The sequence below is a fragment of the Embleya sp. NPDC055664 genome (genome assembly GCF_053618075.1).
In genome coordinates this window covers 95,342-116,027 of the sequence record NZ_JBSHGZ010000031.1, presented here as the reverse complement: position 1 = coordinate 116,027, position 20,686 = coordinate 95,342, and the positions used below count along the sequence as shown (strand labels likewise).

Sequence of the window (20,686 nt, the reverse complement as noted above, 5' to 3'; positions counted from 1 at the left end):
CAAATTAGCGGGTCGTGAGCCGTCGCTCTTGTAGGAAATCAATCGGCCGGCAGCGGCCACCCGTCCAGCGTGTGGCCGGGATGTTCGCGCAGGAACCGCCGTCGGATGTCGAGGTATCGGGTCGGTGTGAGTCCGGTGAACGCCCGGAACTCGTGGCCGAAGTGGGCCTGGTCGAAGTAGCCCGCGCCACCGGCGAGTTCACTCCAGTCGATCGGTCCGGCGGGGTCGATCGCGAACACGGCGGCGGTGAAGCGGTGGGTGCGGGCCAGCCGCTTCGGCGTGATGCCGACGAGTTCCTTGAACCGCTGCGCCAGATGGGTACCGCTGACACCGGCCGCCAGGCTCAGGTCGCCGATCGCCACCGCCCCGCCGGTCGCCGCGATGACGCCGCCCGTGTGGCGGACCAGCCCCAGGCCGGCCCTCTCGCTCAGCCGTCGCGTCAGGTCCTCTTCGAGGAGCGTCAGCATCGCGTGCGGTCCGTCGGCTGCGGCCAGCCGCTCGCGCAGCTCGGCGACGGCGGGGCGGCCCCAGACCTGCTCCAACGTCACCGGCCGGTCGCGCAGTTCGGCCGCGGGCATCGGCAGGAACGACGCCGGCCCCCACGGCTTGAAGTGCACGCCGACGGACCGGGTCCGGGGCGGGTAGCCGAACTCCAACGCGCGGGTGGGCGTGGTGACCACGCAGCCGTCGGCGTACTCGGCCGTCGCGATGTCGGTGCCGGCGCGGATGCGAAACGGCGCCCCGAGGTTGACGATCAGCAGCGCCGCCGGCATCACCGGCAGCGTCAGCCGGGCGTACGGCGGCGCGCCCTCGAGGTAGTAGAGGTCGTCGATCAGCCCGTCCAGCGGCGGCTGCGGCACTTGGGACACGTACTTCACGCGCACAGCATCGCGGACGCCGCGCCGGCACCGCGCGCCGGGACGGGTCGGGCGCGCTGCCGTCGGCGACGAGGCGGGAACGAGGCGGGAACAAGCCGGCGTCGACTCGGGGCCGATCCTGGACGAGCGCCCGGCCGCGACATGTGTGGGATACGCGTGCGGTGTGGTGTGGGCGTTCCTGCGCTCGACGAGGCCGAGCAGTCCTGGGCGCGCGAGGGCGCTCGGTGGACGTGGGACGTCTGCCGGGTCGGGTGCTTGCGCACGTCTCGTGTGGCGGGCGTGGCCGTCGGCCTCCGGTTGCCGCCCCTTGAGTGCCGGACGAGCTGCCGACAGAAGTGACCAAGGCCACACGCCGATTTGATCGCCTACGCACGTTAGTCTCGGCCTTGACCGGCCCTGACCTGGGCTTTTGTGTCGGCCGCAGTGGTGTGATCGCTGCGGTTCGGGTTTTTTTCGGAGGTTCGCATGACCGATCCGGCATTTCATTCCGCAAGCCGACTCGCCGCCGCCGTCGCGGCGAAGGAGGTGTCGAGCGTCGAGCTGCTCGACCACTACCTCGACCGGCTGGAGCAGTTCGGCCCGAAGGTCAACGCCATCGTCGCCCGGGACGAGGAGGGCGCGCGAGCCGCAGCGCTGGCGGCCGACCGCGCGGTCTCGCGCGGCGAGCCGCTCGGCCGGCTGCACGGCGTGCCCGTGACGATCAAGGACAGTCTCGAAGTCGCGGGCATGCGGACCACCGGGGGTTCGACCCGCTGGGGACATCACGTCTCGACGCACGACGCCGAGTCGGTCGCGCGGCTCAGGAACGCGGGGGCGATCGTGTTCGGCAAGTCGAACCTGCCGGCCGACGCCCGGGACTGGCAGACCCACAACGAGATCTACGGAACGACGAACAATCCGTGGGACCCGGCCCGTGGAGCCGGCGGTTCGTCCGGCGGGTCCGCCGCGGCGGTGGCCGCGGGGCTGACCGGCCTGGAACTCGGCGGCGACACGGCGGGCTCGATCCGGGTACCCGCCCACTTCTGCGGCGTCTACGGACTGCGCCCGTCGTTCGGGATCGTGCCGAGGCACGGCAGCGTCTCGGGACACGCCCCCGGGACGCTGGCGGACTTCGACATGGCGGTGCTCGGCCCGCTTGCCAGGCACGCCGAGGACCTCGACCTGGGTCTCGACGTCCTCGCGGGGGCCGACCACGAACGCGCCCCGGCCTGGCGGCTGGAGTTGCCCGCCGCCAGGGCCCGCACGCTGCGGGAATTCCGCGTCGCGGCCTGGCTCGACGACCCGTTCTGCCCCGTCGACAGCGAGTTGGTCGCCATCATGCGAGCGGCGGTGGATGCGGTGCGGGCCGAGGGCGCGGCCGTGGTGGAGGGCGAGGGGCCGGTCGGGCTGGAGGAGACGATGGCCCTGTATCAGCCGTTGCTGATGGCGCAGAGCGGGTTGGTCGAGTCCGACGAGTCGTATGCCGGGCTCGTGGAACTCGCTGCAGCGGAAGGGATGTTGGGTGGGTTCGCGTCGGACCTGACGCTCCGCTTCCGGGACTGGCACGCGCTCGACGAACGCCGGCAGCACTCCCGCCGCCGCTGGGCCGAGTTCTTCCGCGACGTCGACGTACTCCTGTGCCCGGTGAGCCCGACGGCCGCCTTCCCGCACGACCATCGCCCCGACCCCACCTGGTCGGTCCGGACCCTGCGCATCGACGGCGCCGACCGGCCGTACCGCGAAATGCTCACCTGGATGGCACCTTCTGCGGTCAACCACCTGCCGGCGGCGGTGGCACCCATCGGGGCGACCCGGGACGGACTTCCGGTCGGCATCCAGGTGATCGCACCCTACCTACACGACCGCACGGCGGTCCGATTCGCGCAATGTCTCGCGAAGGCAATCGGCGGGTTCCGCCGCCCACCGGGGTTCTGAGCGCCGCCGAGGCCGCTCGCGGCCGGGAACGACGTAGCGGGACACCGGATATCCGGCGTCGAGGGTGCGGTCGGCCTCGGCGAAGGCCGGGTCCTGGACCCGGGCGTCGAAGCGGCTCAGGGCCTTGTCGACGAAGTCGCCGCTCTCGGCGACTGCAGTGGAACCACGTAGTCGTGGCGCTCATGCCGTGCTCGGCCGCACACTCGCGCAGGGCCGCCAGCTGTCCGACATCCCGTGGTTCCCACCGGGCAGTGATTGCCACAGCAGGGCACGCCACGCCGACCTGAGACAACACGGAGGAACGGACACTCGGGCGGAACCCACGGGATTTCGCGCATCCCCTCGTGGTCCTGAACCGGCCGAGAGCCGTCGCAAGCGATGGAGCAGGACCGGCACGTCAGCGGATCAGCCGCAGGGTGGGACGCCGCGTCACGTCCGTCGGTCCGTTCGGGGTAGCGGCGCGCTCGCTGGGCGGCCTCGGCGAAGTACAGAGCCAGCCTTACAGTAGGGGCGCCGAAGTCGGCAAGGAGCTGCCAACCGCGACGTACGTTTGCGTTGTTGCGGCGTTGACGAGGCTCCAGGCAGGTGCCGATCTTGACGGCTCCGTAGCCGGAGTGGTGGATGGCGTACTAGGCGGCCGGCCGATGCGGAACGAGTCCCATGAACGCAGGCACAGCACTACGACACGTCTGCGCCGCCTGGAGCGAAGTCTTCGTCACGGTTGTCGCAGGTGTCCGGCCACGGTCCGCCGGAGGGCAACGCACGCAGCGTCGCGCCCGCGCGGTACGGGCCGGGGGAGGGCGCCGCCCGCTCGCGGCGGGCACCCTCCCCGAACTCGGATTGGCCATGGGGCGGCGATGCCCCGATGATTTTGCCTATTTGGTCAACAGGTGGGCGGTCAGAAGTACCGTCGTGCCCAGGGTCAGCGGGGGGATCAGGCCGGGGTGGCGATACCCCAGAAACACTGCGGCGGCAGCCAGTGCCAGCAGGACGATCGTGCGCAGGTCGAACGGCGGGGAAGGGGGCGGAGGCGGGTTGTTGGGGGCCGGAGGGGACGTCGTCGCGTCGTTCCCAGTGGATGCGAAGGCGACGGAAACCGTGGAGCCACGACAGGGGTGCGTTCCACCACCCATCGCACTCGTCCGAGGCCGGATCCGTGGGGTTGTCCGCGGCGGGCGATCACCGGCCTGGTGCCTCGTGCCCACACGAGGCGACGGTATTTGTCGTGGTCGTAGCCGCGATCGGCGTGGAGGGCATCGGGTCGATGTCGGGGGCGTCCCACCCGTCCGCGGACGTGGGGAACCTTGGCGAGCAGCGGCAGGAGTTCGGTGACGTCGTTGCGGTTTCCGCCGGTCAAAGACACCGCGAGGGGGATTCCGTGCCCGTCGACCAGGACGTGGTGTTTGCTGCCCGGCCGTGCGCGATCGACCGGGCTCGGACCGCTTTTGGGCCCCTTCGGGCGGCCCGGACGTGGCTGGAGTCGATCACCGCCCGGGACCAGTCGAGCCGTTTCGCCGCGTGCAGTCTCGCGAGCAGGATCGCGTGCAGTCGATCCCACACGCCGGCCTCGTTCCACGACGCGAGACGACGCCAACACGTCATTCCCGACCCGAAACCCAACTCCTGCGGCAGGAACTCCCACTGGATCCCGGTGTGCAGCACGAACAGGATCCCGCACAACGCCCGCCGATCAGGCACACGAGGCCGACCCGGCACCGCCTTCGGCGCCGGCTCGGGCAGCAACAGCTCGATCAAAGACCACAGTTCGTCCGAAACCACCCACGGACGCGACTCACCTCTACGCACACCACGCACAACGACCGAACAAGCCGATAGTCACACCAAACTCATAATTTATTAGGATCTATAAGAGGTCCTCGTTGTCGCTCCGCGTACGGCCCTGATGCCGCGCGCTGTATCCGGCCGGGGCGCGAGAGAATTCGCCCTGCCCTATGGGATCTTCCCTGGAAGGATGGATGACTCAACGCCGGGACGAGGGGGATTCGATCGATGGGCGACTACAAGAGCGAGGTCCGCGACAGCGTCATCCACAACTTGGAGGCGAAGGTCGCGAAAGGCAGCTACGGGCAGTACCTGAAGCGGCTCACTCTGCGGAAAGTCCGCGGCTTCGTCGACCGGGAAGTCTCCTTCGACTTCCCCGTGACCGCTCTCGTGGGTCCCAACGGCGGGGGCAAGACGACTGTCCTGGGCGCCGCGGCACTGGCTTACGCGAGTGTCCTGCCAGGGCGGTTCTTCGCCAAGAGCGGCAAGTACGATGCCAGCATGTTGGACTGGTCAATCGAGTATGAGCTCATCGAGAAGAGGCTCAGCACCCGGCTGCCGGTGGCTCGGACCGCCAGCTTCAAGAAGTCGAAGTGGAGCCGCAAGGCGGTGGAGCGCGAGGTTCTCGTGTTCGGGGTCGAGCGGACCCTTCCCGCCACCGAACGAGCCAAGCTGAAGAAGGCCACCAGCACGAAGTTCACCGCTGTGAAGGAAGCACAACTTCCCGCGGAGGTGACCGAGTACGCCGCGAGGATCCTCGGCAAGCCCATAGACGGGTTCCTGCAATTGGACGTGGATCCTTCCGGGCGCGTGACGATGTTCTCCGGGGTCACCCGCAGAGGAGAGCCGTACTCCGAGTTCCACTTTGGTGCGGGGGAGGCGAGCGCCATCCGCATTGTTGCCGAGGTGGAGGCTGCGGGGGACGGGGCGTTGATCCTGATCGAAGAGATCGAGAACGGGCTGCATCCCATCGCCACACGGCGGATGGTCGAGTACCTGATCGAGGTAGCCCGGCGAAAGTCCTGCCAGGTGGTGTTCACCACGCATTCCAACGATGCCTTGGCGCCGCTGCCCTCCAGCGCAATCTGGGCGGCGTACGGCGGGAACGTGCTCCAGGGCAAGCTCGACGTCAAGGCCCTGCGGACCATCACGGGCCAGATCAACGCCCAGTTGGCGATCTTCGTGGAGGACGCGTTCGCCGAGATCATGGTGACCACGGCCCTTCGCACCCACGGCGGAGTGGAGATGGACGCCATCAAGGTGCACGGCATGGGCGGAGCCCAGCCCGCCATGGACGTCAACGCCCAACACGCGCAGGATCCCACCGCGACATTCCCGTCCGTCTGTCTCCTGGACGGCGACCAGGCCCACCAAGCCGACCCCGCACGAGGCATCCTCATTCTCCCCGGAACGACATACCCCGAGGCTCATGTCTTCGAGAGGGTGCTGGAGCGGTTGGACGAACTCGCCGCCAAACTTACGGTCTCACTCCTGCTGCCCACCAACCAGCAGGACAGGGTCGCACGGGTCGTACGCGACCGCGCCCTGTCGAACATCGACCGCCACGTAATCTGGGGACAGATCGGCGAGGATCTGGACTTCACGTCAGCCCACACCGTGACAAGCGCCTTCCTGGCGACCTGGGCTCAGGCGTACCCCGCCGAGGTGGAGAAGATGGTCGAGGACCTCGGCGACCGGATCCCCCGACGCGAAGCATAGGCCGCCCGACGCCACAAGCTCGCCGCCCCCGGCACCGGGAGATCCGGCGGGACGGAGGGCGGATCAGCTCGTGAGGGTGCGGATGCGGGTGGCGACGTCGACGACGGTGGAGCCGCCCTGGGCGACGTCGACCGCGAGGGCGGCCCATTTCGCGGGGTCCGGGTCGACGGTGATGCCCCGGGGCGTCGAGGTAGGAGGCGGCGACCGCGGCGGCGAACGTCGCGTTGTGGGTCTCCAGCGCCGGGATCCGGGCCAGGGAGTGCAGCAGCGCGGCGGCCCTGGACGGGCGCCTTGGTAGATCTCGGCGCCCATCACAACGCCCTGGTGGCGGGCGATGGCCGCGACGAGCGAGCCGAAGTCGAAGATCGGGGGGCGCCGATCTCCTCGGCCAGTTCCAGGAGTTCAGCGAAGGTGACGTAGCGGGACACCGGTTATCCGGCGTCGACGGTGCGGTCGGCCTCGGCGAAGGCTGGGTCCTGGACCCAGGCGTCGAAGCGGCTCAGGGCCTTGTCGACGAAGTCGCCGGGCTCGGCGGCGGTCGCGGTGGACATGACGTAGTCGTGGACGCTCGTGCCGTGCTCGGCGGCGCGCTCGCGCATGGCCGCGAGTTCGGCGTCGGTGAACTTGATGCCGGTCTCGCTCATGGGCCCACGGTAGTCGTCACGGAGGTCGGGTGGGGAGGCGTTCGTCGGGTCCGGCTCGGGCAGGGCTCGCGCGACGGCCGCGACCCGGTCGGCGCGTTCGTGCCACTCGCGGCCGAGTTCGACGTAGAGCGCGAGCGCCCGTTCGACGACGGTGGGGTCGTCGAACGCCTCCGCGAGGTCCAGCCGGGCCGTGCGATACCCCGCGCGCAGGGCCTCGCGCTCGGCGAGCATCTGGAGTCGGGTGACGCGGGCGGCGATCCGGGGGTGGTCGAACAGCACCCGGTGCCTGCGGTAGTGCGCCAGCGCCGCCAGGTCCAAAATTTCGCTCACCCCGCGCTCGATCCACCCGGCCGTGCCGGGTACGGGCACGCCGGTCGGCCAGTGCGGGGGCGGGGCCCTCGTTCGGCTCCTCGTATGGCCTCGTCGACGGGGCGTCCGTGGCGGCCGTCGCGCGGGTGGCCGCGACGCGTTCGGCCAAGGCTCGGCCGCCGCCGAAGGCGGCCTCCAGCGCCACGGCATCGGTACGTCCGCCCGGATCACCCATATTGGTCATGCTACGCCGACATTGGAACGTTTGTTCTACAACGGGGTATCGGGGCTACTTTCCCGCAGGCCCTCGTCACCTCGGGCAGGTGCGGTCGTCGGCGGTGCGCTCGCCCACCGGGTAGGGGGTCTGTCTCATGCGCTCGCGGACGCGGCCCGGGCGTCGTCGACGGCGTACAGCCGAACCATGTCGGGGATGCGGGCGGCGGGCACCCGTGGCGTTGAGCCGTTTACACAACAGAATGAAATCTCGGGCCGGAGCAAGGCAGCATGTCTCCATGACGAAGGAGTACGGGCAACCCATTCGCACGGTCCGGGAAACAGAGTGCCCCGCCTGCAGGAAGCACACACAACTGATCCACGTAAAATTCACCAACGAGGGCTACACAGACGTCAGGCGCTGCGAACGATGCGATACCGAGGTCGAACTCGAGACTCTCGTTACGGCTCCTCCAAGCGAAGCCACGCACCACAACCTCTACTGACGAGGCATCACGCGCTAGTTCAAAGAAGCGGGGACCCTCGCGAAGAGTGCAGGAGCACACTGCTTTGGCTCGCGCGTGCCGGCGACCTCCGCACCCATGACAACGCTTTGGTGGTGTGCGATGGCGGCCACAGCGAGCCGAAGTCGAAGACCCGTGGGCCCCCGATCTCCTCGGCCGGTTCGAGGAGATCGGGGAACGGGATGTAGCGCTGCAACGGCTACACGGCGGCGTCGTGCGGTCGGCCTCGGCGAAGGCGGGTTCCTGGACCCAAGCGTCAAAGCGGCTCACGACCCTATGGACGAAGTCGCTGGTCTTGGCCGCAGTGGACACGACGGAGTCGTGAATGTTGGTGCCACACTCGGCAACGCGTCAGCGCAGGGCCACGAGTTCGGCGTCGGCGAATCGGGCGGTGGCGCCATGCTGGCTGACGCGCGTGTGCTCGGCGCGTGGGGCTGTTGGGGCATTTGCAGGGACGTCGTGTACTGGCAGTGCACGACCGTCGGGATCGTCCAAAAGCGTGTGCATGTGGAACGCTTCCACCGGGCCGATGTTCAATACACGATCCCCCAGCCGTAAGCGGTGGTTGGGGTCCCGGAAACGGCCCCCCTCGCCTTTCCGGCCAGGAGGTCGCCCAGTCCCGGGGCCTCGGGGTTGGTGAGGACGAACGTACGCGTGTTGCGCGCGGGGTGGATTACGTAGTGCCCTTCGAGCAGCAGACGCGCGACTCGCAGATCGATCCGTTCGCCGAGGGTGAGCGCTTCGGGCATGCCGAACGTCGTGCGGCAGTGGCGCTGGACGGCATCCAAGTCGCTGGCGAGAAGCTCGAGACCGTGTAGATGTTCGTGTGTCGTCGGGTCGTCGGGCGCGGGATCGTTCCAGTCGAAGGAGCCCAGTGAGTTCCCGTCAATGCGGATCTCGAAAGACTCGCGGCCGAGCAACGACCGGGTCAGGGCAACGGCCCCAGCACCTCAGAGGTGGATCGGCGGGCCACGTCGCAGTCGTTCTCGACCTGGTGGGATTCCTCTTGCGTCTTGGGAAGGAAGAACGTCAGGTCGGCGCAGTTGTAGAAGCGTGCCTTGAGGGAGTGGCCCCTCGTGCCCCTGCCGAGATCACGAGGGTGCCCTCATGCGAGCTGGTGGTGCGACCGGCATCGTCGGTGAAGCAAATGTCAACGGGGGCAGCGGGATTCGGCTGCGGGCGTTCGAGGGGCAGGATGAAAGCCTCGACGTTCTGGTGTGTCGCGCTGAGCCAGCGCGTCGGCCGCCAGGATCTGCCTGCGGCGTGCGGTGTCGGCCGCGATGTACTGATCGTCGGCGGTGAAGTTGTTCCGGCTCGGGGTCGTGAGGTGCCGTATGACCTCGTCGACACTGCTGGGCCATGGTTTCCCCTTGGTGCGTCCTGGATTCCCCGCCTCGTACCCGGGATACCCAGGCCGGATCCGGGTCACGGCGAGCGTGGTCGCGCGTTCCGACGTTCAGGCGCCGGTGGATGCGGTCTGTGGGTCGAGGGTGGGGTACAACCGCGCAATATGGATGGTGCGGGCGGGAGTGCCATGCCAGGTGACCCAGCGGACGCCGGACGCAGCGTTGCACTGTGGGCAGGCGAGGGCGAGTGGGCGAGCGCCGCGGCCGACCATGGTGCGGGCCTTGGTGAGGATGGGGGTGTCGCGGATGCGGGTGGGTCGATGAGGGCTCCGGCGCGGTCGAGGTGGCACCAGGTGACTTCGCCGGCCCACCAGCGGGCCTGGGCCCGGTCGACGCGGACCTTCACGGCCCGGTGTGCGGGCCTGTTCTGGACGTCGCCGCCCTGGAGTTCCCCGTCCCAGTAGAGGGTCCGCGAAAGGGCTCGTGCGGCCGTGAGGGCGCCGGTGCGGGTGCGGGTGAGCTGTACCAGCCCGAAGCGGCGCAGGTGCCCGAGATGCCGCCCCAGCGTCGAGTCGACGTACCCCGACTCGACCTTCAACTTGTCCCAGCGGCTCGATCCACGCGATGGTGCCGGATACAAGCAGGCCGATGTCGGCCAGTGCGGGGGCGGGAGCCTCTCGTTCGGCTCCTCGTTCGACCTCGTCGACGGGGCGTCTGCGGCGGCGGCCGTCGCGCGGGTGGCCGCGACGCGGTCGGCCGGACCGGGTCGGCCGCCGCCGAAGGTGGCCTCCAGAGCCGCAGCATCGGTACGTCTGCCCGAATCAACCATGGGAATGTTCGTTCGATAGTGAGGTATCGGGAGTGCTTTCCCGGAGGCCCCTCGTCACCTCGGGCCGGTGCAGTGGTCGGCGGTGGCACTCGCCCACGAGTGAGGGTCTCACGCGCTCGCGGACGCGGTTCGGGGGTCAATTTCGGCGAGGGCGGGTGATTTCTCGGGCCAAGGGGCCGTGGGTGGTGATGAGTTCCTCGAGGCGTTCGGCGTCGGAGGTGGGGAGGGAGCGGAGGGCGTGGGTGTACATGTTGGATTCGCGGGTCCAGTGGGCGATCGCGGGGCGGTCGCTGCGGTGTTGTGCGTCGGATAAATGGGTGCGGGACCAGGCTTCGAGGGCGGTGAGGATGCGGGTGGCTTCGGCTCGGCGTTGCCGTAGGTGAGGGGAATTGGTCATTGCGGGTCTCCTCGGTGATGGGCGGTGGTTTGGTTAGGGTTTCAGGGCTTTGGTCTGGAGCCAGGTGTATGGGTCGATCGGGGCGCCGCCGCCTGGGCGGACTTCCAGGTGTAGGTGGGGGCCCGTCACGTTGCCCGTTGCGCCGACCTTGGCGATGGTTTCGCCGGATTGCACGCCGCCCTGGGAGCGGACGAACGAGGACAGGTGGCAGTACCAGGTCACCGTGCCGTCGGGGTGGCGCAGCACGAGGCGGTTGCCGTACGCGCCCGCCCAGCCCGCCTCGACGATCTCGCCGGCGCCCACCGCTTGGACGTTGGTGCCCTCGTCGGCCGCGAAGTCCAGGCCGGTGTGGTTGTTGGCCCAGCGGTCGCCGGACTGGCCGAAGCGGGCGGTCAGGGTGTACGAGGCCAACGGGAGGGCCCAGCCGCCCTCCCCCTCACCGCCTCCCCCGTTCGCCGGTGGGGCGGTGGCGAGTTGGGCCAGGACCGAAGGGCGTACGACCACGCTCTTGGACCAGTAGCCGGAGTCGCGGAAGTGGGCGTAGCGCACGTTGAAGCCGGTCTTGGGCGCCTCGATGATCGTGTCGTCGCCGAATCCGGGGATCGAGCCGACGTACATGCCCACGTGGCCCGTGTTCGGGAAGACCAGGTCGCCCGGGAGCAGCGGCTGCCCGGTGACCTTCGGTCCGGCGTCGATCTGGCCGTATGTGTCCCTGGGCAGCTTGAGCCCCGCCCCGCGCAGGTACGCCATCTGCATCAGGCTGCTGCAGTCGCAGTGGCGGGCCATGTCGGTTCCGTGCGCGTCGGTGCAGTCGCCGCCGTAGGAGTACGAGGTGCCCAACTGCTGCTGGGCCCAGGCGATGATCGACGTGATGCCCTCGCCGGTCGCGGCGAGCGGTGCGGCGAGTTCGGCCGCGGAGGCCTTGATGATGCGCACGTACTCCTGGGTCTGCGCGTATGGCGGGACGCCCTGGTATTTCCGGACCGCGTTCGGGCCGGCGTTGTAGGCCGCCAGCATCAGGTCGATCGGGTCGCCGGGGATGCCGGCGACCTCCTTGACCACCACGCAGTCGTAGTTGGCCATGGAGTGGATGGCGTCGATCGGGTCGAACGGGTCCTTGCGGCCGTCGCCGTTGCCGTCTACGCCGTAGGAGGTCCAGGTGCCGGGCATGAACTGCGCCAGGCCCTGGGCGCCGACCTCGCTCACCGCGCGCGGATTCCACGCGCTCTCCTGTTTCAGTTGGGCCGCGAGCAGTGCCGGGGTGAGCTGCGGGCACTGCTGGGCCGCCTGCTCGATGTGCGGGCGGTACTCGGCGGGGATCTTGGCGCCTTCGCGCAGGGCGCCCCCCGTACCCGCGAACGCCGTGCCGCCGCCACCGTCGTCGCCGAACAGCAGGACCGGAATCAGCACGATGAACAGCAGCATCCCGGCCAGCACGGACACCACGAAACGCACCACCGCCGAACCCCCGATTCCGTGTGCGAGCAAGCAGATGAGTAAGTGGTCGGGCGGTGGGGTGGGTGACAGCCGCAAGAAGCGGATGAGGGAACCGGGTTCACGCCGCCTTCGGTCCGGTGGCGCTCAGAGGGAAGTGGCCCGTGCCACGCGCCACGTGCCGTCGCTCGCGCGGCGCAGTTCGACGCTCAGCGGCGCCGGGTCCTCCCGGTTCACCTCGCCGTCGCGGGCCATCACCTGCCAGGCGCTCACCTGGACGAAGACCGTGTCCGGGCCGTTCGGCGCGGCCGGGACCACCTGGGCGTGGTCGACGCGGACGGTGACCACGCCGCGTTTGGCGGCGAAGGCCCGCCACCCGGCGTTCCCGCGGGCGGAGGTCGCGCCCGAGGGCGGCAGGCTCCGGAGGCAGGCCTCGGTGGCGAAACGCGCCAACTCGCGCTGCCAGGAGGATGGATCCTGATCCCAGCGGTAGGACAGGTACACCTCGGCGAACGCCGCCGCGACCGCCGCCGGATCCGCGAAGTCCACGCCGGACCGCGCCGACACGGGCGGCGGGATCGTCCTGGTGGGCGGCGGCTCGGACGGGATCGACGCCGGCGGGGCGGCCGTCCCGATGGACTCCGGGGGACGGGTGGCCGCCGGCCGGGTCGTCCCGGCGGCGCCTCCGGGCCCGGTCTCCGGTGTACCGCCCGGAAACGCGCACCCGCTCGCGCACACCCCCGCCAGCACGATCACCGCCGCGACGGCGCGCAGCCCCCTCACCCGCCCACCCCCGCCGGCCGAACCCCCGACGCCGCCGCCCCCGATTCCCGGGCCTGCTCGGCCCACCCCTGCGCCCACACCGCCTGCGCGTGCCCCGCCTTGTGTCGCCCCGCGCCCGCGCACTTGTGCTGGTCCCACATCCGCCACCGCCCGTGAGCCCGCTGCAGCGCCTCCATCCAGCCCAGCGGCGCCCCGCGCGGCGCGTCGGGCACCTCGTAGGCATCGGTGAACGCCAGCTGCAGCGCGGTCAACTCCCAGACCAGCACGGGGTGTTCGTACCAGCACCCGGGCAGCACGTCGGCCACCGGGAAGACCGACACCAGCCACTCCACCCAGTCGATCAGGCGCTCCCACGCCTCCCGGGTCGCGTCCGCGTCCAGCACTCGCCAGTCGTAGTCCGCCGCGACCGGCCCCTCCCCCGCGGCCTCCGCGCCACCCCCGCCCCCGGTCGCCTCCAGTGCCTGCAGCCGCGCCACCACGCTCTGCTGCTGTTCGGCCAACCGCAGCAGCAGGCTCTCGAGTTCCGCCAGATACTCCTCGTCCGCCTGCCCCGCCGCCGCGCTCATCCGGCGACACCCCCCGCGATGCCCATGCGGGCGTACATCGCGTCCCGCGACTCCGCGAGTTCCTTCGCGTCCTCGCGCTCCCACCACGGCGTCAGCACCGTCTCGATCGGCGGCAGGTTGCGGGTGAACAACAGCGCGTGTCCGACGGGTAGTTGACGGATGTCGGACCGCTCCAACACCGGCACCCTGCGCACCGAGCGGCTGAACGTCATCCGGCCCTCGTTGGAGCTGTCGCCCGGGGTGTACTCGTCGAACTGCCCGGACATCTCCGCCAGGTTCCCCAGGTCCGCCGGGTCCGACAGGCCGCCCAGGATCAGCTTGACCGAACACGTCTCCCACATCGCCGCCGCGCCCGCCTCCTCCCAGCGGGCCCGCGCCTGCCAGCGCGACTGCATCGCCGCGATCGTGGTGATGCCCTTGCCGCCGCCGTCCGACATCAGGTTCGGCAACGACGGGATCGGCGCGATGTTCGTGCACTCGTCCAACACCAGCGACAGCGGCGGGTCCAGGCGCGAGCCCACCGAGCGCTGCGCGAGGTCCTGCGCGACGCGCACGATGTCCTCGATGAACGCGCAGATCAGCGGCGCCACCGAGATCTGTGAGCTGCGCGAGCCCAGGATGTACAACGTGCCCTTGCGCCTGAGGAAGTCGGCCGCGTCGAAGGCCTCGTTGGAGGCGACGTCGCAGCCGGCCAACACGCGCGGGTCGGCGAACGCGTCGAACGCGCGCTGCACCACCGCCCACACGCTGCCGCGCAGGCGCGGGTCCGAGGCCTGGAGCTCGGCGAGTTGGTCGGCCCACATCGGCGCCGCGTCCGGGTGCGTGCGCAGGATGCTCACCGGGGTGCGGTCGTCCGGGTTCATCGACCACTCCAGGACCGCGCGCACGGTGCAGCCGCCGAGGTCGGCCGCGTGCAGGTAGGCGCGCAGCACGGCGGTGGCCATGCCGGCGAAGAACTCGCCGTTCTCCACGTTCTTTCCCGCGACCCCCGATCCGGCGACGAATCCGGCCGAGCGCTGGATCGCGACCAGGGGGTCCGCGCAGCCGGCCACCGGGGACCAGCGCAGCCGGTCCATCCCGGAGGTGATGTGTTGCGGGTCGAACACGTACACCGGCCCCAGGCGGGCGCGGGCCGCGTGGGTGACGGGGAGGGTGTCCAGGCGGGTGCTCGTGGTGATCACCGCGCCGGGGGCGCCCAGGATGCGGTCGACGATGTAGAACATCGTCTTGCCCATGCGCTCGGCCGCCACGAGCAGTCCCGACCACTCGTACAGCCCCCACAGCGGGCGCCGGGTACCGGCCTCGCGGCCCAGCGAGTACGCCACCTCCCCCGGCTCCACACCCTTGCGGCCCGCGAGCGAGGGCCGCACCACCGCAGCCTTGGCCAGCACCGCCTCCGTCGAGAGCAGGCCGTCGATGTCGGCGGGACTGGCGAATCCCGGACGCCGCTTGCCGATTCGGGCGCGCAGCCGCCACACCACCCAGCCGAGGCCGCCGGTGATCGCGCCCAGCAGCACCGCCAACACCGCGTACACCGCCGCCGGGCCGCCGACGTCGGCGCGGGCCGCGGCGGGCCAGGCCGCCCGGGGGTCGCCCACGTGGGCGACCCAGCGGATCGCGATCGACGGCGCGCTCCCCGGTCCCGCGTCCGGCCAGGCCCCGCGGGTGAACACGCCCGCGAGTTGCCCGGCCAGCCACGCCGTCCACACCACCACCGCGCCCAGCGCCAGCGTGCACAACCCCAACAGCACCCGGGCCCGGATCTCCTCGGGCTCACCGGCGGTGATCTTGCCCTTGGTCCGGCCCTTCGTCCCGCCCTCGGCCCGGTTCACACGCCCACCCCCGACGCCGTCGACACCGCGTCGTTCCCGTCCGCGCCCGGCTCCGGGGCCTGGCCGTCGGCGGTGTCCCCCACGTGGGTCATCCGGCTGTCCGTCTGGACCATCTCCTTCTCGATCCGGCTCAACCGGTGCTTGACCACGTGATATTGGGTGCCGATGTTCCACACCGCGACCCCCTGCTTGAGCCGCTTGAGCAGGTCGGTCACCACATCCGAGGTGCCCAGGAATTCCCGCGCCTGGGCCAGGCTGCCCTCCGACTGCCGATAGGAGATCCGCACCCCGGTGTCCTCGATCAGCCCGCGCGCCATCCGCACGATCTCGCTGTCCCCGTCGCCGACGGCCGCCAGGTCGGAGAAGCGGTGGAACCCGATCACGTTCGACATCCCGTACGCCCGGGCGATCTTGAACTGCTCCCGCAACCGCCGCACCAGCGGCAGATACCGCGCGATCAGCGCGAACTCGTCGTAGACGACGATGCGCTGCTCCCCGTCCGGCCGGGACAGCTCCGCCTCCAGCCACGACTGGGCGCACGTCATCGCCATCGCGGTCATCTCGTCCGAGGAGCGCATCGCGGACAGGTCGAGCACGGTGCCGTCGGCGGTGAAGTCCAGGTTCGACGTGGACGCGCCGTCGAAGATCCCCGACAGCGGGCCGTGCACGATCCGGTACAGCGCCATCCGCGCGTTGGACGCGTTCTCCAGCAACCGCTGCGGATCGACGCTGATCCGCGCCGCGTCCGTGCGCCACCGGTGCGGATCGCTCATGCCCTCCAGCAACTGCCCCAGCGTCGGGTCGCCGCGCCGCGCCGCGCTGGTGCCGTCGTGTTCGCGGGTGAGCGCGTCCATCCCGAAGGTGACCGCGGTGCGCTCCGCGTCGGTGAGGCGCTGCCCCTTCTCGATCTCCAACAGGCCCTCGACCAGGAGCAGTCGGCGGGTGCGCTGGTGGGCCAGCCACGCCTCCTCCGTCTGGCCGGGCGCGCGCCGCACCCCCTGGAGCGGATTCATCCGCGCGGACAGTCCCGGGCCGACCCGCAGCGGGGTCACCCCGGTCGCCGCGGCCAGCGGCCCGTACTCGCCCTTGATGTCCGCGCTGATCGAGAACTTCACCCCGAACGGCACGTTGCGGAACACCAGGCACTTCAGCAGCGACGACTTGCCCGACCCGATCTCGCCGATGACCACCACGTTCGGGGCGGTCAACAACCCGGCCCGGTACAGCTCGTGCACGGAGAACGTGAACGCGGTCCGGGAGAACACGTCGAACCCGATCAGCGGCCCGTCCACCGCCAGACCGGCGTCGTTGGTGAACGGGAACCACGAGCGCAGGTGCGCGGTGGTGGTGGTGTGCGGCTGCACCCGCATGCGCCGGGCGACCCGGCCCGCCGCCCGGCCGAACGTTCCCCGGCCGTCGGCCGGCGGCGGCCCGGTCAGCTTCTCCCACGCCGACTCGGCGCGCGAGCGCCGCCGTTCCAGCCGCCGGCTCGCCCGCTCTTCGTCGCGGGACTCGGCCAGGCGGCGCAACTCGTCGGCCCGATTGCCCTCGCGGACCAGGCCGCGTTCACCACGCGCCACTCAGATCACCCCCCGCATCGGGGCCAGCCCGTACGCCAGCGGCAACGCGCCCGCCAGGAACGCCTGGTCCTGCTCCCCGTACAGCACCACCGACTCGCAACCCGCCTGCGACAACTTGCGGCGCACCACCCGCATCTCCTTCTCCAGCGCGGCGACGTCCACCGCGGTGACCGTGACGAACATCGAGTAGCGGACCCGGGTGAACCCGGCCGCGACCTCCTCGTCCTCGCGCGAGGCGGCCCGCGCCTCCTGACGCTGTCGGGCGCCCTCGACCAACTTGAGCTTCTGCCGGGTACGCCGGTCGCCCTCGTGCGCGACCATCTGCCGCCGTGACATCGCCTCGGCCTTGGCCGTCGACAGCGGCTGGGCGACCAGCGTCACCGACCGTCGGCACGAGGTCTGGTTGAGCACCGGCGTCAGCCAGTTGCGGCCCACCTCGCGCACCGGCAACTGGTGCACCCACACCGTCTGGGACCAGCCCGAGTCGTGCCGGAAATACGCCCAGTGCGACTCGGTCGCGGCGGGCCCGGCCAGTCGCGGGTCGACGCCTTCGGCGGCGCCCTCCCCGTCCACGCCGCGCGCCTCGAGGGTGGTCAGGTCGCCGGGATCGAACTGGGTGCGCAACACCGCGGCCAGGCCGCGCGGGGACAACCAGCCCTCCGTGCCCACACCCGCGTCCAGCACGCCCTGTTCGAGCGCGCCCAACGCGTCCACCACCACCGCCGCGATCGCCGCGTCGGTCCCGCCGGCCTCCTTGACCTGCGCGGACAACCGCGCCAGGTCGAACCGCACCGCGAGGTACACCTCGTGCCGCAGCGTGGACGGGGCCGAGGCCGCGACGAGTTGCTTCAGCGACGTCGCGGCGAGCGTGTCCGGGCGCACCATCCGGGTCCGGATGAAACGTTGCGCCCGGTTCGCGCCGTCGGGGACGGTGCGCTCCATCACCGACCACGACGCCAACGACTCGTCGTCGCCGAACGAGCGCATCACCGAACCCCAGTCCACCACCCGGCGCTCCTGCAACGAGGAGTCCTCCAGGATGGTGTTGGTGCCCTGGCACCGCAGCACCGCCACCACGTGGCGCGCGTGCCGGTCGTGGATCAACCCGACCTCGCGCTGCCCGTCCGGCGCCCGGGCCGGCAACCACACGCAACCGGCCAACGCCCCGGGCAACTCCATGTGCTCCTGGACGGCGTTGCGCGCGAACGGGCCGCCCCGGTAGACGTTCTGGCGCATGCCGCGCTGGGCGAGGTAGGCCCAGATCACCGGCGCCCAGGCGGTGAGGGAACGACCGCTCCAGCGGGCCATCGCGATGACCAGGAAGATGCCGGTGACGGCGATCCAGACGATTCTCAGCGGCCAGCCATCGGATCTGATGATGGCCACACCACCCAGCAGCGCCGCGACCAGCGCGCCCAGCCTGCCGAGGGTGAACCCCATCAGCACACCGCGCGACTCCAGCGGCGAGAACTTGAACCTCATCGCACCCCCCATGCCTCATTGCCGCTGTGGCTGTCGTGTCCGTTGCCCGGGACCGGGTCCGACGGGGGGTCGGGGGTCGGGGAGGACCCGACGGAGAGGCCGCCGCCCGAACTGCCCATGCCTGCCGAGCCGTTCCCGCCGCGGGAGCCGCCGGCGGCTCCGGCACCGGCACCGGCGAGGGCGACGTCGGCGGCCATCTGCTCGTTCTCCGAGGAGGATCCGGAGCCCGGACCCGCGCCGCCGGTCAGTGGGCCCATCGCCTCGTCCGCCATGTCCCCGCCCGGGTTCAGCGAATCGGGATCGTTCCCGTCTTCCGGCACATCCGGTGATTCGTCGGGGCCGGGGCCCCGGTCCTCCTCCGGCGTCGTGCCCAGCGGGTCGGTCGACCCGTCCGGGCCGTTTCCGGCGGATCCCCCGCTCGACGCCGAACCCTCGTCGTCCGTGTCCATGTCGGTGGCGTCGTCGTCGCCGGACTCGCCGCCCATCCCCGACTCCACGTCCGCCACGTTGGCGTCCATCTGCGACGCGGGCGAGGCACCCGGTGCCTTCTCCCCACCGGCCGGCGTCGCGGGGGTGGAGTCGCCCTCGCTGTCCCCGCCGAACGCCGCCTTCTTGGCGGCGTTCGCCATCTTGCCGCCGACGTCCGAGCCGATCCCGGTGCCCTGCGCGTCGACGAAGGAGAACATCTTCATCAGCGCGAACGGCGAGTAGACCATGATCCAGATCATTCCGATGCCGCTGAGGACCGCCACCAACGAGTCGCCCTGACTGATCAGGTTCCCCGCGAGCAACCACAGGGCCGCGATCACGAACTTGCTCCACGCCAGCGCCGTGAAGTTCCAGAACCACTTGCGCGCCCAGGAGCGGGTGTGCGGATGCGCCTGGCCCACCATCGCGATCGCCCCGAACAGCGCGCCCGCGTACATCTCGATGCTCCGGACGAGCATGATCACCATCAGCGCGATCAGCCCGATGATCGCGAAGATCGACGCCAGCAACACCACGATCGCCATGCCCGAGGTGCCCGCCATATCGCCCAGTTGATCCGCGAACGCCTGCGAACTCCACGTGAGCTTCGCGGCGTCCGAACCCAGGAGCGACGTCGTACAGGCATCGGACAACTGCACCATCAGGTCGGCGACCTTGGCCGCCAGACAGATCCCCAACACCGCGCGGATCAGACCGCCCACCGACGCGGGTAGGTGCCCGAACTTGTCCGAGACGATGTTGAAGAGCACCGCCGCGACGAAGAAGACGAACACCAGCGCCAACATCACGGCGGACACCGCGTTGTACACCCTCATGAAGGCGACGCCCTGCAGATCCGGGGCGGTGGCCTTGAAGATGAACTCGGCCACCTTCGCGAACAACGTCGCGGCGCTCTCCGCCGCCGCCCTGACCAGCTGGTCCAAGCCCTTCTTCATGAGCCAGCCGGCGAAAGCCCCGGGGAGTTTCAACAGTTTGCCCGGAGCCGCGACAATCGTCTTGACGGTGTCCTCGACCACGTCCGGAACAAAGTCCCCCAGGCTGATGTCGACCGACTTGCCACCCTTGTCGAGCAACACCGTCTTGAGCTTGACGGGGTCGCACGTCGACGCCAGCGGATCACCCTTGGGAACCACCTCGCAGTGGACGTTCCCGTCCGCGCCCAACAAACCGGGATACCGGCCATACAAGTTGCAGGTGCTCCAGTCCGTCGACGGCCTCGGCGCCTGTGGGCCGCAGGGCATCACGGTGTCGTCCTTGATCCAGGTGATCGTGGGCCAGGCCTTGCTCAGTCCCTCGAACACCTTGCGCAGCTCGGGTTGCGAACCCGGGGCCACGACATTGGGATCGGTCGTGCGACCACCGGTGATCAGCGCGCGGATGGCGGCCGGATCACAGTTCCCGGCCAGTGCGTGCCCGTCCGGCAACAGTTCGCAGTGCACCTTGCCGTCCCAACCCAGGAAGCCGACAGGCGTGAGCAGACCGTACTTCCGGCACTGGTCGTAGACCTCGGGCGAGGAGCCCGCACAGTCGATCGTGTTGACCTTGATCCACGACACGTCCGGCCACGCCATGTTCAGCGCACTGGCGCGGACCGGGAGTCTCGGGTCCGGCGGCGGCTTGGGCGGCGCGGGCGGCGGCGGGTCGGAGTTACGGCCCCCGGTGATCTCCCTACGGATCGCCTTCGCATCGCACTTCTCGAAGAAAGGCTTGCCCTTGGAATCCTTCGCCTCGCAGTGAATCCGGCCGTCCAGGCCCAGAAACCCACTGCCCTCTGTCTTCTTGCCGTACTTCTTACACCGATTCCTCGTGTCCTTGTCCGCCATCATCTCGCAGTCGATGGGCATGCTCACCAACCAGCCCACATCCGGCCACGCGGAATGCAGATCGGGATGCATCGGGGGATTGGGATCCTCCGGCGGATCCGCCGCCCGCGAACTCCCGCCCCAAGCAGCCCGGCCACCAGGA

Annotated in this window: 13 protein-coding genes and 1 pseudogene; 2 read left to right on the top strand and 12 right to left on the bottom strand. The window is 70.2% G+C overall.

Annotated elements, in window-relative coordinates:
• Positions 1–38: 38 nt before the first annotated feature.
• Positions 39–878 carry a helix-turn-helix domain-containing protein gene (locus tag ACWGR4_RS36015; protein ID WP_452131978.1) on the bottom strand — a complete coding sequence of 280 codons (840 nt, stop codon included), beginning with the start codon at positions 876–878 and terminating at the stop codon, positions 39–41.
• Positions 879–1,343: 465 nt separating this feature from the next.
• On the opposite strand from ACWGR4_RS36015, the gene ACWGR4_RS36010 reads away from it, so the two are divergent.
• Positions 1,344–2,792, top strand: coding sequence for an amidase (locus ACWGR4_RS36010; RefSeq protein WP_452131979.1), 1,449 nt, complete (start codon positions 1,344–1,346; stop codon positions 2,790–2,792).
• 1,053 nt (positions 2,793–3,845) lie between these two features.
• Here ACWGR4_RS36010 and ACWGR4_RS36005 read toward each other — a convergent pair.
• Positions 3,846–4,598, bottom strand: a pseudogene (locus ACWGR4_RS36005) (IS5 family transposase); the annotation flags it as partial.
• Positions 4,599–4,802: 204 nt separating this feature from the next.
• Here ACWGR4_RS36005 and ACWGR4_RS36000 point away from each other — a divergent pair.
• Positions 4,803–6,293 carry an ATP-dependent nuclease gene (locus ACWGR4_RS36000; protein WP_452131980.1) on the top strand — a complete coding sequence of 497 codons (1,491 nt, stop codon included), beginning with the start codon at positions 4,803–4,805 and terminating at the stop codon, positions 6,291–6,293.
• Positions 6,294–6,724: 431 nt separating this feature from the next.
• Here ACWGR4_RS36000 and ACWGR4_RS35995 read toward each other — a convergent pair whose 3' ends face one another.
• The 10 genes from ACWGR4_RS35995 to ACWGR4_RS35950 all read right to left on the bottom strand — a co-directional run bounded on the left by ACWGR4_RS35995 (position 6,725) and on the right by ACWGR4_RS35950 (position 20,616).
• On the bottom strand, positions 6,725–7,267 hold the full coding sequence (locus ACWGR4_RS35995) for a hypothetical protein (protein WP_452131981.1): 543 nt from the start codon (positions 7,265–7,267) through the stop codon (positions 6,725–6,727).
• Positions 7,268–8,516: 1,249 nt separating this feature from the next.
• The gene (locus ACWGR4_RS35990; protein WP_452131982.1) at positions 8,517–8,903 is read right to left on the bottom strand and encodes a hypothetical protein; all 387 of its coding nucleotides are present in this window, start codon (positions 8,901–8,903) and stop codon (positions 8,517–8,519) included.
• Between the two features lie 1,391 nt (positions 8,904–10,294).
• On the bottom strand, positions 10,295–10,555 hold the full coding sequence (locus ACWGR4_RS35985) for a hypothetical protein (protein ID WP_452131983.1): 261 nt from the start codon (positions 10,553–10,555) through the stop codon (positions 10,295–10,297).
• 33 nt (positions 10,556–10,588) lie between these two features.
• Positions 10,589–12,043 carry a peptidoglycan DD-metalloendopeptidase family protein gene (locus ACWGR4_RS35980; RefSeq protein ID WP_452131984.1) on the bottom strand — a complete coding sequence of 485 codons (1,455 nt, stop codon included), beginning with the start codon at positions 12,041–12,043 and terminating at the stop codon, positions 10,589–10,591.
• Between the two features lie 93 nt (positions 12,044–12,136).
• Positions 12,137–12,772 (bottom strand): hypothetical protein, encoded by a 636-nt coding sequence (locus ACWGR4_RS35975; RefSeq protein WP_452131985.1) that lies wholly within the window; start codon positions 12,770–12,772, stop codon positions 12,137–12,139.
• Positions 12,769–13,338 (bottom strand): hypothetical protein, encoded by a 570-nt coding sequence (locus ACWGR4_RS35970; RefSeq protein WP_452131986.1) that lies wholly within the window; start codon positions 13,336–13,338, stop codon positions 12,769–12,771. Before ACWGR4_RS35970 ends, ACWGR4_RS35975 begins: the two co-directional genes overlap by 4 nt.
• Positions 13,335–15,170: a type IV secretory system conjugative DNA transfer family protein gene (locus ACWGR4_RS35965; protein ID WP_452131987.1), complete on the bottom strand. Its 1,836-nt coding sequence runs from the start codon at positions 15,168–15,170 to the stop codon at positions 13,335–13,337. The genes ACWGR4_RS35970 and ACWGR4_RS35965 overlap by 4 nt, the downstream gene beginning before the upstream one ends.
• Positions 15,167–16,750, bottom strand: a complete 1,584-nt coding sequence (locus ACWGR4_RS35960; RefSeq protein ID WP_452131988.1) for a hypothetical protein — start codon at positions 16,748–16,750, stop codon at positions 15,167–15,169. The genes ACWGR4_RS35965 and ACWGR4_RS35960 overlap by 4 nt, the downstream gene beginning before the upstream one ends.
• Positions 16,751–18,232, bottom strand: a complete 1,482-nt coding sequence (locus ACWGR4_RS35955; RefSeq protein ID WP_452131989.1) for an SCO6880 family protein — start codon at positions 18,230–18,232, stop codon at positions 16,751–16,753.
• On the bottom strand, positions 18,229–20,616 hold the full coding sequence (locus ACWGR4_RS35950) for a hypothetical protein (protein ID WP_452131990.1): 2,388 nt from the start codon (positions 20,614–20,616) through the stop codon (positions 18,229–18,231). The genes ACWGR4_RS35955 and ACWGR4_RS35950 overlap by 4 nt, the downstream gene beginning before the upstream one ends.
• Between the last annotated feature and the right edge of the window lie 70 nt (positions 20,617–20,686).